Annotated in this window: 13 protein-coding genes; 9 read left to right on the forward strand and 4 right to left on the reverse strand. The window is 44.0% G+C overall.

The genetic code is table 11. From position 1 onward, the window contains the following. Nucleotides 1-29 precede the first annotated feature (29 nt). The 4 genes from NSU15_RS11220 to NSU15_RS11235 all read left to right on the forward strand — a co-directional run bounded on the left by NSU15_RS11220 (nt 30) and on the right by NSU15_RS11235 (nt 8,939). Entirely contained in the window at nt 30-1,547 is a 1,518-nt protein-coding gene (locus NSU15_RS11220) for an ABC transporter substrate-binding protein (protein ID WP_042126477.1), read from the forward strand. Between the two features lie 127 nt (nt 1,548-1,674). Then, nucleotides 1,675-2,994 carry a glycoside hydrolase family 125 protein gene (locus NSU15_RS11225; protein ID WP_339290389.1) on the forward strand — a complete coding sequence of 440 codons (1,320 nt, stop codon included), beginning with the start codon at nt 1,675-1,677 and terminating at the stop codon, nt 2,992-2,994. After that, nucleotides 2,991-6,140 (forward strand): beta-galactosidase, encoded by a 3,150-nt coding sequence (locus NSU15_RS11230; protein WP_339290391.1) that lies wholly within the window; start codon nt 2,991-2,993, stop codon nt 6,138-6,140. The genes NSU15_RS11225 and NSU15_RS11230 overlap by 4 nt, the downstream gene beginning before the upstream one ends. Nucleotides 6,141-6,185: 45 nt before the next feature. After that, nucleotides 6,186-8,939, forward strand: coding sequence for an alpha-mannosidase (locus NSU15_RS11235; RefSeq protein ID WP_339290393.1), 2,754 nt, complete (start codon nt 6,186-6,188; stop codon nt 8,937-8,939). A gap of 97 nt (nt 8,940-9,036) precedes the next feature. Here the strand turns inward: NSU15_RS11235 and NSU15_RS11240 are convergent, their stop codons facing one another. After that, nucleotides 9,037-9,474, reverse strand: a complete 438-nt coding sequence (locus tag NSU15_RS11240) for a MarR family transcriptional regulator (RefSeq protein WP_170880226.1) — start codon at nt 9,472-9,474, stop codon at nt 9,037-9,039. A 229-nt stretch (nt 9,475-9,703) separates the two neighbouring features. Between NSU15_RS11240 and uvrA the strand changes: the two genes are divergently transcribed. Next, on the forward strand, nt 9,704-12,208 hold the full coding sequence (gene uvrA / locus NSU15_RS11245) for an excinuclease ABC subunit UvrA (RefSeq protein WP_339290395.1): 2,505 nt from the start codon (nt 9,704-9,706) through the stop codon (nt 12,206-12,208). 52 nt (nt 12,209-12,260) lie between these two features. Here uvrA and NSU15_RS11250 read toward each other — a convergent pair whose 3' ends face one another. The 3 genes from NSU15_RS11250 to NSU15_RS11260 all read right to left on the reverse strand — a co-directional run bounded on the left by NSU15_RS11250 (nt 12,261) and on the right by NSU15_RS11260 (nt 14,389). Continuing rightward, nucleotides 12,261-12,830: a YdeI/OmpD-associated family protein gene (locus NSU15_RS11250; protein ID WP_339291323.1), complete on the reverse strand. Its 570-nt coding sequence runs from the start codon at nt 12,828-12,830 to the stop codon at nt 12,261-12,263. 51 nt (nt 12,831-12,881) lie between these two features. Next, nucleotides 12,882-13,397, reverse strand: coding sequence for a DinB family protein (locus tag NSU15_RS11255; RefSeq protein WP_042126489.1), 516 nt, complete (start codon nt 13,395-13,397; stop codon nt 12,882-12,884). A gap of 80 nt (nt 13,398-13,477) precedes the next feature. Next, nucleotides 13,478-14,389: a YafY family protein gene (locus tag NSU15_RS11260; RefSeq protein WP_339290397.1), complete on the reverse strand. Its 912-nt coding sequence runs from the start codon at nt 14,387-14,389 to the stop codon at nt 13,478-13,480. A gap of 222 nt (nt 14,390-14,611) precedes the next feature. Between NSU15_RS11260 and NSU15_RS11265 the strand changes: the two genes are divergently transcribed. Genes NSU15_RS11265 through NSU15_RS11280 form a run of 4 tightly spaced genes read left to right on the forward strand, consistent with a single transcriptional unit; the run spans nt 14,612 to nt 17,526 of the window. Then, a complete protein-coding gene (locus NSU15_RS11265) occupies nt 14,612-15,238 on the forward strand; it encodes a TetR/AcrR family transcriptional regulator (protein WP_339290399.1) in 627 nt (208 codons plus the stop codon). A 1-nt stretch (nt 15,239) separates the two neighbouring features. Further along, nucleotides 15,240-16,094 (forward strand): ABC transporter ATP-binding protein, encoded by an 855-nt coding sequence (locus tag NSU15_RS11270; RefSeq protein ID WP_339290401.1) that lies wholly within the window; start codon nt 15,240-15,242, stop codon nt 16,092-16,094. Continuing rightward, on the forward strand, nt 16,091-16,804 hold the full coding sequence (locus NSU15_RS11275; RefSeq protein WP_339290403.1) for an ABC transporter permease: 714 nt from the start codon (nt 16,091-16,093) through the stop codon (nt 16,802-16,804). Before NSU15_RS11270 ends, NSU15_RS11275 begins: the two co-directional genes overlap by 4 nt. Then, nucleotides 16,801-17,526 carry a hypothetical protein gene (locus NSU15_RS11280; RefSeq protein ID WP_339290405.1) on the forward strand — a complete coding sequence of 242 codons (726 nt, stop codon included), beginning with the start codon at nt 16,801-16,803 and terminating at the stop codon, nt 17,524-17,526. The genes NSU15_RS11275 and NSU15_RS11280 overlap by 4 nt, the downstream gene beginning before the upstream one ends. Nucleotide 17,527 lies beyond the last annotated feature (1 nt).

Genomic DNA, 17,527 nt, shown 5'->3' on the forward strand with positions numbered 1-17,527 from the left:
GTAAATTAATCTAAAGGGGGAAAATAGAAATGAAAGCGAAAAAAAGTTTAACGCTCGCTCTTGTAGGAACAATGCTTTTGTCTGGCCTTCTTGCTGGATGTGGTTCGAATAATAATACAAATGCTGCTAAAGAAACAAACAATTCAGCGGCAGCGGGGAATTCAGCAGGGAATTCATCGGAATTAAAGCCGTATGAGCTGAAGATGTATTTAATTGGTGGACCTCAAAAGGATCTGGATCTTGTATTAAAAGAGGTTAACAAATATACCAAAGAAAAAATTAATGCGACGTTGAACATTACGATGTTCGATTGGGGTGATTACGATAAGAAGATGCAGGTCATCACCGCTTCTGGTGAGCCTTATGATATTGCCTTTACCTCTTCTTGGACAAATGATTTCCGCCGTAACGCAGCGAACGGTACCTTCTTGGGACTGAATGATCTGCTAGATAAGTATGGAAAGGAAACGAAAGAAGTTTTGGACCCACGTTTCTTAGAAGGCACTAAGATTAAAGGTGAAATCTATGGTGTGCCTGTAAACAAGGAGCTTGGACAGCAATGGGTATGGCGCTTCAATAAAAAATATGTTGATAAATACAACATGGACATTTCTAATATTCGTACATTGGATGATCTAGAGCCACTTCTTAAAACGATTAAAGAGAATGAGCCTGCGGATATTACACCGCTAGCTGTTCCTAAAGGCTTTAAACCATTTATGCCATTTGACTATGTACTAGGTGATGAGTTACCTATCGGGGTCTATATGGATTCCACAGATGGCAAGGTTGTTAATATTCTGGAGACACCTGAACTCGCAACATCGTTAGATACGATGCGTAGACTTTATACAGCAGGTTACTTACGCCCAGACGTTGCAACACTTGAAGGTATCGATAACATTAAGACCGGTAAATGGTTTGCCGATCGCGAAATTACACAGCCTTATGCAGAAAAAGGTTGGTCTCGTTCAGCGGGTTATGAAATTGTAACTTCGCCTATGCATGAGCCTTATGTGTATACACAGTCCGCCGCAGGTTCGATGCACGCGATTTCCGTAACCTCAGGTGATCCTGAACGGGCTATGATGTTCTTGAATCTTTTGAACACAGATAAGTACTTACGCAATTTGCTCAACTATGGTATTGAAGGCACTCATTATAAGAAAATCTCCGACAATGTCATTGAAGATCTGCCAGCTATGCAAGATAGCTATGCTATGCCAGGCTTCACGCTTGGAAATATGTTACTGACTTATCTGCATGCTGATGACCCTGCTGATAAATGGGATGCTTTCAAGAAGTTTAATGATTCGTCTAAAGAAGCCCCTACCTTCGGTTTTGCATTTGATCCTACACCTGTAAAAACTGAAGTAGCGGCCATCAACAACGTAACTAAAGAATTTATGCCAGCTCTATACACAGGTTCTGTTGATCCTAAAACATATCTGCCAAAAGCAACCAAGAAATTTAAAGAAGCTGGACTGGAAAAAGTCATTGCTGAAGTTCAAAAGCAGCTTGATGAGTGGAACCAGACAAAGAAATAAGGCTTTGAACTTTACAACACGCCTACGATTAATCACTAAAGGATAGCACAAATAGGATTAGTGGAGACGGGCAGCTATGCTGCCCGTCTCTCTATCTATACTCATTTTTATCAAGAGGAGTGAGGATATGGAACAATTCAGACTGCCAGCCATCTCTATGCCGAAGCTGCCACTGCCACAAGCGATTCAAGAAGTATTAAATGAAGCAGAGGAGAAATTAGCTCATCGGCCTAAACTATTACAGCTCTTCAAGAACTGCTTCCCGAATACACTTGAGACAACGACTAAACTCATGGATGATGGAACAACATTCATCATTACTGGTGATATCCCTGCTTCTTGGTTGCGTGACTCTGTGGAACAGGTTATGCACTACGTGCCATTTGCGAAGAATGATCCAGATCTTCAACGTATCATTAGCGGTCTAATTAAACGTCATATTCAGTATATACATATTGATCCGTATGCTAATGCGTTTAATGAAACAGCGAATGACTGGCATTGGAGCACTAGCGATATTACGGAAATGTCCCCTTGGGTGTGGGAACGTAAATTCGAGATCGATTCGCTCTGTTTTTCCATGCGTCTGGCTTATGCCTATTGGAAAGAAACGGGGAAGGCTGATATCTTCGACGCTGGATTTAAGGAAGCAATGGTCAAAATATACAACTTATTTAGAACAGAGCAACGCCATGCTGAATTATCTCCTTACCGCTTTATGCGTAATAACGGGATACCTGAAGATACGTTACGCAACAACGGCCTTGGTATGCCTGTTAATTATACGGGTATGGTCTGGTCCGGGTTCCGATCAAGCGATGATGCGTGCGACTTCCATTACAATATCCCGGGGAATATGTTCGCCGTTGTTGCCTTACGTCATATGCAGGAATTCGCAGAATGGGTATTCCGTGATCTTGAATTTCTAAAAGACCTTAAAGCATTAGAAGCGGACATTGATCATGGAATCAAGCTATATGGTATTTATCGTCATCCGAAATTTGGACCCATCTACGCCTATGAGACCGACGGCTACGGCAACTACTGCTTGATGGATGATGCGGGAACACCGGGACTCATGTCGATTCCTTATCTCGGCTATGTTACGGCAGAGGATGAGATTTATCAGAATACACGCCGATTTGCGCTGAGCCAGGAGAATCCTTTTTACTTTGAAGGAACAGCAGCGAAAGGAATTGGCAGTCCACATACTCCGAAAGATTATATTTGGCATATGGCATTGTCTATGCAAGGTATGACGGCTTCCACGAAGGAAGAGAAGCTGGAGATGCTTGCGATGCTAGAGGCAACGGATGCGGGGACTGGTTTTATGCATGAAGGATTTCATGTCGATGACCCGAATATATTCACTAGAAAATGGTTCGCCTGGTCCAATAGTCTGTTCTCCCAACTAGTCTATAAATCGATGAAGGAAGGACTACTATGAGCAGGCCTGTAATTATATTCTATGATTCAGATTTTCCGATTTCGAATTCGATTCCTAGCGATGCGATTGTATCCATGCGTGAGTTCGGTACGATCGTGAATGCGAATCAGCTTGCAGCAACGCTTAAGGAAACCGAAGGCGGATGTTTCATTAATCTGCATGCACCCTATTTTCCAAAAGCGGCATGGATAGACATTCATGGATATTTGCAAAGAGGTGGTGGGCTGATCAGCATCGGAGGTGCCCCCTTCAAACAACCCGTTCGCTGGCAAAATGAACAATGGCATATTGAAGCGGAGCAGACCTCTTATCATCAAGAGCTATATATTCATGAGGCATTACGTGTTGAGTGTTCTCGCAATCAATCCTTGCTAGCATCGGATGTTATTCCTCTGCTTAAGGGTCAAGAAGCTCTTTTTCTAGCGAGTGCAGAGACATGGAACCTTGTGCCACATACGACGAAGACGAGTGATTTACCCCATCAAATGGGGTCAGCAGGGCCAATGAGCACAAGGATTTACCCGCTTTTGAAGGGAATTACACATGAGGGCCGGGAAACTGCTGCTCCAGTAGTTCTTTGGGAGAATACGATTGGTTTATTTGCAGGCTCACGCTGGCTGTTCGTAAATACGGCTGCAACGGATTCTTTATGGAAGGACGAAGGGCTGTCCGCGATATCCAAGTGGGCTCTGTTCTGCTGCAAGGGTGTTACAGAGATGTGGATTAAGCCCAATTACGCATCTTATGAGTCTGGTGAACGTGCTTCTCTGACACTGCAGATTCAGCAGCTTGAGAGGGCAAAACCTTCAATAAGTAATGAAGAAACATGGAATTTTACAATTCATGTTGAGCATGAATCAGATTCGTCCTTACACTGGTCTCAGGAATTAAAGTTGAAGGCTAATGCTGAGCTTAACATCGTTCGGGTGCCTATTCCTCTGGAAATTAGGAGTGGTCTGTTCCAAGTGGTCTGCGAAGCGGAAGCCAGTGATGGTGAGGTCCGCATTCTACGTCAAGGGTTCTGGGGGCATGCCCCTGAACTTCTGGCAGCAGGTGAACCGATAACAAGTGGAAGAGATTATTTCATAAAAGATGGGCGTCCGCTACCTGTTGTGGGGATGACTTATATGACGAGTGATGTGGCACGGAAATTTCTATTTCTGCCGAACGTTGGGGTATGGGATCGCGATATGGGGCAAATGCGGAAGGCAGGGATTAACTGGATCCGAACAGGAATCTGGACTGCTTATCGTAATGTGATGCAAGATGACGGTCATGTTTCAGAAGAGGTACTGCGAGCGATAGATGCCTTTATCATGACAGCGAAGAAGCATGATCTGCAGGTAACCTTTACGTTCTTCTCCTTCACACCGGAAACATGGGGAGGGGTAAATCCTTATTTGGACCCACAAAGTGTAGAAGCACAGAAGCGGTTCATTCGTTCTATTGTATCTCGTCATAAAGCGTCTTCGAATGTAGATTGGGATCTTATTAATGAACCGTCAATGTTTGATCCGGCACGTATTTTCTCGGAGGGTCCGAGTGCATGTCATGATCGTTTTGAGCAACAAGCTTTTGTAGAATGGCTTAAACATAGACATGGTGAAATCGAAGTGCTACAGGAACGCTGGAATATGACACCTGCTCAGCTTCCGAACTTTGCATCGGCAAGGCTGCCAGAAGCAAAAGAGATAAACTTCGATGTGCAGGATATGCACAGTGCTAAAAGAGGGACGCGTTGGCTTGATTATTGCTTGTTCTCCATGGATATGCATAACCGGTGGGTGAAGCAGTTATATGACACCATTAAGGAGCAATGTCCAGATCAGATGGTTACGGTTGGGCAGGATGAAGGGCTGGGAGCGCAGCGTCCTTCACCGTTTTTCTATGAAGAAGCGGTAGATTACACCACTGTACATTCCTGGTGGTTTAACGATTATCTGTTGTGGGATGGCATCTTTGCCAAAACTCCCAATAAGCCAAACTTAATTCAGGAGACTGGCGTCATGTATGTAGAAACTCCTGATGGACGAGCCAAACGTTCAGAGCTAGAGCTGCGAAATCTTCTTGAACGCAAATATGCCTATGCGTTTGGAACTGCTGGTGCGGGGGCCATACATTGGATCTGGAATACCAACTTTTATATGGATAATGCGAATGAGTCCCATATTGGGGCATTAAGAGCAGATGGAACCGAAAAACCAGAGGCGGATGTCTCCTATGATTTTGGAAAGTTTATAGAAGGCATTCGTGACGTATTTGGAGATAGGAAGCTGGAAGAGATTGCTGTGGTGTATCCGTATTCGAATGATTTCTCTAACCGGAAGCTGGCTTTCGCTGCTACAACAGAGCTTACCCGAGTTCTTTCGTATGATCTAAAGATGCCTTTTAGAGGGGCTTCTGAATACCACCTAGATGATTTGGAGAACCATCCTGTGAGGCTTATTATGCTGCCAAGCGCACATAACTTCGATGATGCAGCGATGGAAAGGTTGTTGCACATCGTTGAAGATACAGGTGCGGTATTACTTGTTACTGGCCCACTTGGTATTGATGCTTATTGGCATTCTTCAGAGCGCTTGAACGATATTCTTGGCAAGCGTGAATTGCGTAATGTGCGCCGTGAAGAAGTGCTTAACCTTCAAGGCCAAGAACTTCCTGTCTCCTTCGGTCACCGCCGGATTGCTGAATTATCGAAGGAAATAATGATTCATGAATCTGCTGGAAGCGGAAGTTCAATTATAGATTCGGTCATTAACATTCCGCTTGGTAAGGGACGGCTCATCTGGAGCCCAGTCCCAGTTGAAATGAGCAGTCGAAGTGAAACTACATCCGCACTGTACCGCTACGCATTGAATGCTGCTCATGTGGAATGTGATTTTGAATGGATTAACGGAGGAGACTTAGCGGGTATTTATGGACGTAAATTGAGCTTTGATAAGGGGGCTCTCTTCACCTTCGTGTCGGAATATGCGCAGGATGCGAAGATCGAGGTGAAAGATTTAGTTACTGGCCGGACCTACACATTCCTGTTGGAACAGGAACGTTCTGTCCTCTTCGCTACGGATACTAAAGGTGATCTGCTAGGCGTGTATCGCCAGCAGGAAGTTGAGATTCATGTATCTTATCCGTATCTACTGCATTAAGTATCTTAGTAGAGAGAATGTATTGCATATAAGGAGGTCTTCACCTTGAAAAGTTCAGATCAATCTATTAAACCTCAGACAGCCCATATCATTTCACATACTCACTGGGACCGGGAATGGTATCTTCCATATGAAAAGCATCATGTACGCCTTGTTAAATTGGTCGATGAATTGCTGGATCGATTGGATGAGGATGGTGAATTTAAAAGTTTTTATCTTGACGGGCAGACGATTATTCTGGAAGATTACCTCCAAGTTCGTCCTGAGAATCAAGAGCGTCTACAGAAACATATAACGGAAGGCCGTCTTCTGATTGGGCCTTGGTATATTCTGCAAGATGCTTTCCTTACGAGCGGAGAAGCAAATGTACGTAATATGCAGATTGGTCATCAGGATTCGAAGCGTTACGGTGAACCTTCTAAGATCGGTTATTTTCCGGACACCTTTGGTCTAGTTGGCCAGACTCCACAATTAATGAAGCAATCGGGCATCAATAATGCCTTTTTTGGAAGAGGGGTAAAGCCGACTGGTTTCAACAATACAGTATCGGACGGAGGATATGAATCTTCCTTCTCCGAGCTGATATGGGAAGGTCCAGATGGATCGAAAGTGCTTGGAATTCTATTTGCGAATTGGTATTCGAACGGAAACGAAGTGCCAGTGAATGAAGCAGAGGCAAAAGAATTCTGGGAGAAAAAGTTAGCAGATGCACGGAAATTCGCATCTACTGGCGAGCTGTTATTCATGAACGGCTGCGATCATCAACCAGCTCAACTGAATTTGCCGGAGGCTATCGAAACTGCGAAGCGGCTCTATCCAGATATGGAGTTTATCCATTCGAACTTTCCTGATTACCTTAAAGCTGTTGATGGTGTAATGGATCACAACAAATTGTCGACCGTAAAGGGAGAACTGCGGAGCCAACATACGGATGGATGGGGGACGTTAGTGAATACCGCATCTGCTCGCGTCTATTTGAAACAGATGAATCAGGAAGGGCAAGTCTTGCTTGAAAAGGTGGCCGAGCCACTCGCTTCATTCGCACATGTATTGGGCAAAGCTTACCCTCATCATTTGTTCACTTATGCCTGGAAGACGCTAATGCAGAATCATCCTCACGACAGCATTTGTGGCTGCAGCGTGGATGAGGTACACCGCGAAATGGTAACCCGGTTTGATAAAAGCCGTCATGTAGCAGAGACCATTGTTGAGGATAGTAAGCGCATGATCGCCGAAGCTGTGGATACGACCGGTTTTGCAGCCTATGGAGAAGAAGTACTTCCCTTAGTAGTCATGAATATGACAGGTTGGAGTCGCACGGGTACAGTGAGCGTAGAAATTGATGCGGCACGTCTATATTTGCGAGAGGGTTTTACTCTAGAAGAAACGGCCAGCCGTATGAAGGATATTGACTTAAACGGTCGTGAATTAGTAGACGATCAAGGGAATCCTATTGCATGCCAGATGAAGGATTTAGGTCTTCAGTTTGGCTATGATTTGCCTGACGATAAGTTCCGCCAGCCCTATATGTGTCGCCGAGTAAGACTTACCTTTGAGGCCGCACAAGTTCCGGCACTGGGTCTTCGTGCATATGCGTGGGTTCGCCGTGCAAACGCAGAGTTGCCTATACCTCCTGAATCTTTGCTTCAAGGGGATCGGGTGCTGGAGAATGAGGCCGTCAAAGTAGTGATCCATGATAATGGTTCATTTACGCTGAGTGATAAAGCCAGTGGCATGAACTACCGGGATCTTGGTGTATATGAGAACACAGGTGATATCGGGAATGAATACATGTATAAACAGCCAGAGGGTGAACAAGCTTTAACGACCAAGGGGCTACAGGCGAACATTTGCGTTCTCGAAAATACACCTTATCGAGCATCTGTGGAAATTAAGCATGACTGGGAGATCCCAGCCTCAGCAGATGAGAAGCTGGATGAGGAACAGCGTGCTCTTGTGTACTACCCAGAACGGAAAGCGCAGCGCAGTAGTGACACAGTCATTCTTAAACTTCGTACCGTAATTAGTCTGGAGCGGGGCGGGAAGGGGCTGCATATCGAAACGACGATAGATAATAAGGCTAAGGACCACCGGATCCGTGCGTTATTTCCGACAGATTTGAACACCGCCACACATCAAGTGGATTCGATGTTCGAGGTTGCGGAGCGGAATATTGAGCCAGCTGCAGAATGGATGAATCCGAGTAACACGCAGCATCAGCAGGCCTTTGTTGATATCAGTAATGAAAAAGCTGGTCTAACCGTCGCTAACTTTGGATTAAATGAATATGAAGTGCTAAGAGACGGTCGTAACACCATTGCGATTACACTACTCCGTAGCGTGGGTGAATTGGGAGACTGGGGTTTGTTCCCAACTCCAGAAGCGCAGTGTCTCGGAGAGCACGTAGTACGTATGGAGCTCATCCCACACACAGGAGATGGTATAACCTCTGGTGCTTTTGCTGAAGCTTATCAATTCCAGATTCCTTGGGTCGTATGTCAGACTGATGTACATGAAGGACCGATTGCTCCGGTGTATACTCCATTCGAATGGGAGAGTCAGGAGCTCGCATTTTCCTCTCTGAAAATGAACGAGCAGACTGGAGACCTATTGCTTCGCTGGTACAACATGAGTCAGCAGAGTACCGATCTGACCATCCGTACGACGATTCCGCAGCAGTATTTCTATAAGACGACAATTCTAGAAGAGAAGAGCGAGCCACTCTCCAATGAGGATAAGGGGAGTGTGTCCTTACCAATTGGTCCATGTGAAATTGTAACGATGGGTATTCGGAGATAGAGTTAACTTGTTTTTTCGTATAATTTAAAAAAAGGACGATATCCAGAGAGTCGAATGACTTTTGAATATCGTCCTTTTTAAGTTTTAAGTTTGAGCTTCAAGAAGAAGATTTACTTCGCGTTGATGAACTGAGACGATCAATCTGCTCTTCTAAAACGTTGCTTGCTTTACCTAAAAATTGCGAAATGAGTGCAAGTTCTTCATCCGTATAGGAAGCAGCCAATTTAACCATAGCGGTATGAAGCGGCTGATAGGTGTCAATAACATCCTCTTTATTTTCATACAACGGAACAATAATCACTTTACGCCGATCATTAGGATCATTTTGTCTGCGAACATAGCCGTTTTTTTCGAGTCGATCTATTAATGCTGTAACGCTGCCTGTGGCAAGTCCAGTTAATTTGGACAGTTCTCCAGCAGTAATAGGTCCCTTTTCACGCAAAATATCCACGGATAAGAAATCATTATTGTATAACCCTAGAGAGGCGGCTACGTTCTGCTGATATACCACCGTTCGGGTACCCAGGCCACGCATGAGTAAGGTGAATTGTTCTTGCTCTGGTGTAGGTTGAGCTTGTTCTTGGCTTGACAAAGAATAACGCCCCTTTTAAAATCTGTATATCTCGTCAATCGAGATATTCGATTATGAAGTTATTAGAAAGTATGTTATTTTACAAGTACATTCTATCGAAATCAGTATGCTTTTGCAAAAAGAAAAGTAAAACGGCAGTATTGTGATTGGATAAATTGAGAGGGGAATCGTTGTGAAAGAAGCTATTGTTATTAAAGGTGCACGAGAGAACAATCTAAAGAATGTCTCGCTCACGATTCCAAAGTATAAGCTAGTTGTCCTGACGGGACCTTCGGGATCAGGAAAATCGACGTTAGCGATGGATACACTTCAGCGGGAATGCCAAAGACAGTATTTGGATTCTATGGGCATGACATCAGATACGATCAGCAAACCGAAGGTCGAGTCCATCGTTGGATTGTCCCCATCCATTAGTGTTGGACAGCATGTTACGAATCGTAATCCACGCTCGACAGTCGGGACTGTAACTGACATCTATACGTTTGTCCGGTTTATTTTTTCTAGATTAGGAGAGAGGGTTTGCCCTTCCTGCAGTGGTAGTATTCCACCTTCTTTTGAAGCGAGGGGGCTACTAATAGAGGAAGACGAGGAAATGGATGGCCAGTCGATGGGCTGTCTGCATTGTGGAGCTGAGCTTGAGAAACTGGGTATGTCACACTTTTCCTTCAATAAGCCGGAAGGGGCTTGTGAAGCTTGTGGTGGACTTGGGTCTGTGGCGACTATTAATGAAGCAGCGGTATTTAATCCTGAGCTTAGTATGAAAGAGGGGGGAGTAGCCTCTCTGAATGGCGTTCATCGGGATATACAGATGAGGATATTAGTAGCGGCGGGAAAACATTTTGGATTTGAGTTTGACCCGGATCTGCCGTTGAAGGACTATAGTGAGATACAGCGTGATTTGTTGTACTACGGCGTGGATAATGAGACATTTAAACGTCATTTCCCTAATATTAAGCCAATCCAAGGAACTAAATTTGAAGGCGTTATACCGGGTTTGTGGCGGCGTTATAAGGAGAAGGAAGGGGAATCCGGTGGGCAGGAGAAAGGTGGAGGATTTTTTCATGAGCAGCAATGCCCGGAATGCCTTGGTGCTCGTCTGAAAAAAGAAGTTCGTCTAGTGCAAGTAGCTGGTGCTTCGATAACGGAAGTATCAGATTGGTCATTAAGCGATGTATATGAGTGGACGAAAGGGCTGGAGGCGGCTTTGCCTGCTGAAGGGCTTCATCTGCTAGAACCGATCTTACATGATATGCCTACTAGACTAAAGCGGATTATCGATGTTGGTCTGGGTTATCTTTCGATGAACCGGCAGACAGTGTCTCTATCAGGTGGGGAAGCACAGCGGCTGCGTCTAGCATCACTGCTGGGTTCAGGGCTGACCGGTGTGTTATACATTCTGGATGAACCGACGACAGGTCTTCATCCTCGGGATACGGTTGGCCTTATTCGTGTGCTTCAGGAGCTGCGGGATCTGGGGAACACCGTGCTCGTTATTGAACATGATATTGAGATGATGCGTGCTGCGGATCATATTATTGATATGGGTCCGGGTGCTGGATTGCATGGTGGAACCGTTGTGGGTGAAGGTAGCTTGGAAGACTTGATGGCAAGTGAGCTTTCAGTTACTGGAGCTTATCTCAGAGAAGAGCGTCTTGAAGCTCCCGGACGCGTTCGCCGGAAAGGGAACGGAAGGCAGATCACCATCCGGCAGGCACAGTACCGGAACATTGATATTCCGGAAGTCTCCATCCCGCTGGGCTGTCTTGTATCGGTAACAGGGGTTTCGGGTTCAGGTAAATCTACACTTATATTTGATATCCTTGCACAAGGAAGTACTAAAGAACATGAGCAAACAGGCTGTAAGGAGATTACGGGTCTAGATGAGGTCGGAAACATGGTGATCTTTGACCAATCACCCATGGGTAGAATGCAGCGTTCGAATGTGGCGACCTATACCGACGTATTTACACATCTGCGTCAGTTATTTGCGGCTTTGCCGGAGGCGAAGAAAAGAAAACTGACCTCCAAACACTTCTCCTTTAATACACCGGGTGGACGGTGCGAAACCTGTCAGGGACTGGGTGTATTGTCCGTAGACATGAACTTTCTGCCTGATCTAGAAGTGAAGTGTCACGACTGCAAAGGCAGAAGGTTTACGGATGAGGTCTTGCAGGTGAAATATGATGGTTTCTCTATTTCAGATCTATTGGACATGTCTATACAGGAAAGCTTACCGGTCCTTAACTCGGAGGCCAAAATGGCCGGTATTATTGAGACGTTATGTGAGGTGGGTCTTGGGTACCTTAAATGGGGACAATCTGTCAAAACCTTATCAGGCGGCGAGGGACAACGGATCAGGCTGGCCAAAGAGCTGAGCAAACCATCTAAGAATCACACGCTGTATCTGCTCGACGAACCAACGACAGGTCTTCACCCGTCAGACATCAAGAAACTCCATACCTTATTGAGTAAATTGGTGGATACGGGAAATACGGTTGTTGTTGTGGAGCACAGCCTAGAGCTGGTTCGGGAGTCTGACTGGGTGATTGACATTGGCCCTGAAGGGGGGACAGTCGGAGGTAAGCTTGTAGCTGAAGGCACACCGGAGCAGGTCGCAGAAGTGCTGGAATCTTACACGGGGATGTTCTTGAAACGAATTCTGGCTGAAGGGCTTTAATAAAAAAGGTGAGAACAGACAATGTTCTCACCTTTATTAATTTAAACGCATCTTAATAATCTAAAAGACGTCCATGATCATGCCATTGACCGAACATTTTATTATCTTTAGTATTTGTTATAAATTTATCTAATTTACTCTTAAATAATTCTGCTTGATGTTTATTGCTTTGTATTGTGTCGATACGGATTCTTCTATAAAGAGCTGGAAAGGCTAAGAAATTTTCGTATATTTGCTGTTCCTCTTTTAGCCTTTCTTCTATAACCTTATCGATTAAAAAAGAATCAGGGTCCATATCAGGAAGCACCCTTCTTCCTTCAGCCGTCATTAATCCTAGCTTTTCGAGGCGGCGGACGCGCTCTTTATTCAACTCCGTCCAAGAGCTTCGTTTGCTTCTGGGAGACAGCCGCTGCGCCAGCTCCGTTTCGGAAATTTTCTTTTTCACACCATCGATCCATCCAAAGCACAAACATTCCTCTACCACGTCTAAATATAGCAATGTTTCTGGGTTTAGCGTCATACTTGCGAGTACCCAACAAGATTTTTCAGTCATACAATTCTCCTGCAGCCAACCCCGTAAATCCGCTCTCGTTTTTACTAGAATTAGATTTTCTATCTCCATAATTAAAATACAATGTCCTTCCCAGGCGTGGAGCATATTGCCCATTAGTGATTAAATAGCTTCCGTAGGCACCTGATACCAAAATAAGGAGTAGTCATTCATGGTGGAAGCGTGACCTAACTGACGTAACATAGTAGATATATTACCTCTATGATAAGTCCCGTGATTGACGGCATGCAACACAATTTCTGATAGACGTGTTTGGCGGATTCCGGCGAATGGATTGTCAAGCAGAATGGTTTGCTCCAAATCGGATTGGTTTTGTAACCATTCTTTATATAGTTCCGATAGCTGGGTAAAGATATTAGCGTATTCATCCACAGAACTTAGAATGCGCATATTTAGCGGGATAGTTTTTTGAAAAGCCTCAGGCATACCAGTGCCTGTTAAAACAAGATACCACATCGTATCAACTGCATAGATATGACTAAGAGCATGAGCGATGGTGGGAAAAGAGTTGTTCACTTCTTGACTCAGCACAGAGGGAGAGAGTTCCCCGATTCTCCCTAAGATGGTATGGTTCGCCCAAGTGTTGTAATTAAACATTTCTACCGGATAATTGGTCATTCGAATAATCTCCTTTTGAGTTGTGATAGGTTATTTTGTAGCTGTTGTTAATATAAAAGAAGAAGTATGACAGCAGACTGTCATACTTCTTCATAAAGTTTCAGGGTATTTTGCAGCTGCTTTTTTAAGATACCTCGCAGTGCAAGAGGCTCTAGGACTTCGGCGCCGCTGCCGAAGCTTAGGAGAATTGACCAAAGCCAGCGGGCTTCCAATGGTCTATACACTGGAATGCGCATCGTCATACTTTCATCGGTATGGAATTCCTTATCCATTTGGTGAAACTGATCCAGCGCTTCTGCCAAAGCCTCGGGTCGCACCCGGATTACCACTTCCTCAATCTGATCTATCCTGTTTGAACAATCCGCCTCGACGGGTACCTCATGTTGTGATTGAAAGGTATCTTGAGTCAGAATTAAATTCATCATTCGGGATAACCGGAACTCTCGATATTCCTGACGTGCTCGGCAATAACCATAGATGTACCAGTTGCTATATTTAAAATGAAGCTTTACTGGTTCTAAATCACGGGTTGTGCGTTCATTTTTTAGATTGATGTAATCAAAACGGACGATCATTCGTTCCGTAATAGCCGTACGTAAAAGAGAAAGTGCGTCGGGATCCATACGGCGGGTCTCAAAGTCCACAGCTAGACTAGAAGTCTGTTGTTCCGTTCCAATCGTTTGCAACCGTTCAATGGTTCCTTGTGCATGCTCGTCTTCGAACACGGAAGAAAGGCTGTTCAGCACGGTAATCAGAGAAGTGACATCATAAGAACGGAGCAGGCTTTTATCCATTTTATATCCGTCCATGATGCCATACCCGCCTTTAGTTCCCTGATACGATACGACCGGGATACCGGCGGCACAAATGACATCGATATCTCTATAGATAGTTCTCTGGGATACTTGAAACTCTTCAGCCAGCTTGGAAGCAGATAAAACTTCGTGGTTCAACAGCTTGTAGATCATAGAGATCAATCGTTCCAATTTCATTTGTGCATTCCCACCCATTAGTCCTTTTCGTGTTACTGCATGATTATATAGCATAGATTTTTTTCATGCTAGTTTTGGGAGTGGGGATTATTGTAGTGACGTACTGGGGACAAATGTGTGAAGCTTACAGAAAAAATAGATTGACAAAATATGGATTAAAGAGTTATCTTGTGAATATAAAATAAAATTATTCATAAAACCACCAAAAGCGAGTTGACTTGTATGCCCAAGAAATTCACGGACCAAGAAAAAGAATGGATCAAACATAAATTGTTGACAGAAGGCCGCCGCTGTTTTGAAATACATGGCATTAAGAAAACAAGCGTTGAAGAATTAACGAAAGCTGCCGGGATTGCGCAAGGTTCGTTCTATATGTTTTTTGGATCGAAAGAGGAATTGTTCTATCACATATTGCTTGAAGAGGAACAACGAATTCGTAGTGCAATGTTCGATTCATTTAGCGTTGGCGTACCTGTTGGCAAGGAAGAGATCAGATTATTTTTACTGAAATCTTTCCGCATGATGGAAGAAAGTCCGATCGTACGTCAGATGTTCGTAAAGAGCGAAATGGAGCAGTTATTAAGAAAGTTACCAAATGAGTTGTTGGAGCAAAATTTTACAGAGGATAAAGACTTTTTTGTCCCTTTCATTAAATCCTGGCAGGCTGAAGGAATCATGGCTGGGATCGATCCGGAATTAATCGTGAGTATGATTCGCTCCATAGTCCTTCTGACTCTGCATAAGGAAGAGATTGGGGATGAACGATATCAGGCAACGATAGAGCTTTTGATCGGGGTTCTGGCTGAGGGGATGACTTCCTTGAAGAACAATAAGATTGGGGGAGCATGAAATGATCGAAGTGAAGGAGCTTCATTTTACCTACCCAAAAATAAAGGAACCAACCCTTAGCGGACTGAATTTTTCCATAACTCCAGGAGAAGTATTTGGCTTTCTCGGTCCTTCGGGAGCAGGTAAAAGCACAACACAAAAAATTCTAATAGGCGTCTTAAAGAATTATTTGGGTAGCGTTAAAGTAATGGGCAAAGAAATAAGAAATACCGGACCGGAGTATTTTGAGCAAATAGGGGTAGCTTTTGAGTTTCCAAATTTCTATTCGAAGTTTACTGCGCTGGAAAATTTGCAATTATTTCGGTCTTTGTATTCAGGGAGAACAGCGGAACCAGGATTTCTGTTAGAGCAAGTAAATCTCACAGAAGCGGCTAATCTGAAGGTCTCTCAGCTATCGAAGGGAATGAAGATGAGACTGAATTTCTGCAGAGCACTCTTAAATAACCCACAAATTCTATTTCTGGATGAACCCACTTCCGGGCTGGACCCCGTTAATGCTAAGAGAATGAAGGATTTAATTCTGGAAAAGAAAGCAACCGGGACAACAGTCATCATAACAACACACAATATGCAGGCCGCGGAGGAGCTCTGCGATAGAGTCGCTTTTATTGTAGACGGTCAGATTAAGTTGATTGATTCTCCTCGTGAGCTTAAGCTTCTAAATGGAAAAAAGCGAGTGCAGCTGGAATATCGCCTTCATAATGAAGTTAGAAATGAGGAATTCTCACTTGCTGATATAGGGGAGAACGAATATTTCTTAAAGCTTGTCCGTGAGCATCCAATAGAAACCATTCATTCGCTGGAGGCGTCTTTGGAACAAATATTCATTGACGTTACTGGGAGGCAGTTAACATGAGATTCGGATCTGCGTTTGCCTTTGACATCCGGTTTCAATGGCGACATGGGTTTTATTGGATCTACATCATTATCTGTATGTTCTATCTGGTATTGCTACATCTTATTCCTAATCATTATCGGGAACAAACGATGCTGTTATTGACCTTTAGCGATCCTAGTGCTTTGGGGCTTATTCTGGCAGGTGGGATTGTGCTGCTGGAAAGAGACCAGGGTGTCCTTGATCCTTTATTCGTTACTCCGATTCGTGTTAGGGAATATTTACTTTCAAAAGCCGGCTCATTATCTGTGCTGTCCCTATTAGCCGCATGGGTTATTCATGCAGCAGCGAGTGGAGTTCCGCAATCCCCGATAGGATTTTCTATTGGAATCATTCTAACGTCAAGCTTTATGACGCTACTGTCGATTGGAGTAGTGGCTCGTTGCCAGACGATTAATGGTTTCATTTTACTCTCACAAGTATTCGTACTACCTTTCATACTGCCGTTACTTGGTTATTTTAAGATATGGAACTCCAATGTTTTTCTATTATTACCTACAGAAGGAACACTTCGCTTGTTGAGTTCGGGAACCTCAGCTAGGTCACTTGGCAATTACATGTACTCCATATCGATATTACTGCTCTGGAATGTTGTGATATATGTCTGGGCAAAAAGGTCCTTCGAGCAACATGTAATGATGCGCATAGGCAAGGGAGGAGTCAAGAGATGAAGAAGTATCATACGCTTTTTCTAAGCGATATCCGTCATGCTGGGTTGGACCCGGTGCTTATGGTCGGGATCTTTGCTCCTTTAGCACTTTTAGTCGTCTCAAGATTTGGATTTCCAATAGCGGCAGAGTGGCTTACAAACGGTTATGCTTTCGATTTAAATGAATACAGTAGCTTTGCTTCGATTTTTTTAGTAATGACCTTTCCCATGCTGACCGGTATGATGACAGGTCTTTTAATGCTTGATGAACGTGATGAGAACATCATCTCTTATTACGCGGTTACGCCATTAATGCGTAAGGGGTACATGGTGTATCGTCTAGTTCTTCCATCTGTACTTTGTACACTTCTATCATTGGTGTATTTTGTAGTTTCAGGCTTATCTGACTTCCAATTGGAGCATATATACATTCTTTTATTATTAGCAATTGAAGCCCCTTGCTTTGCTTTATTTCTTGCTTATTTTGCTGCAAATAAGGTAGAAGGCTTAGCTTTATCTAAGATAGGTGGTTTGTTTATAGCAGGGCCAATCGTAGCGTATTTTATTCCATCACCATGGCAATTCACAGGTGCGTGGATTCCTACGTATTGGCCTGCTAAGTTGTTTTTTGCTATAGAAGATGCTAGTGGTTTTAGTGTGATTGCATGCTTTATGGTGGGGCTTATATTTCATTTGAGTCTTCTGAGTATCTTGGTCAGGATTTATATAAAAAGAATTGATTGAA

The organism is Paenibacillus sp. FSL E2-0201 (genome assembly GCF_037963325.1).
GTDB lineage: Bacteria > Bacillota > Bacilli > Paenibacillales > Paenibacillaceae > Paenibacillus_AQ.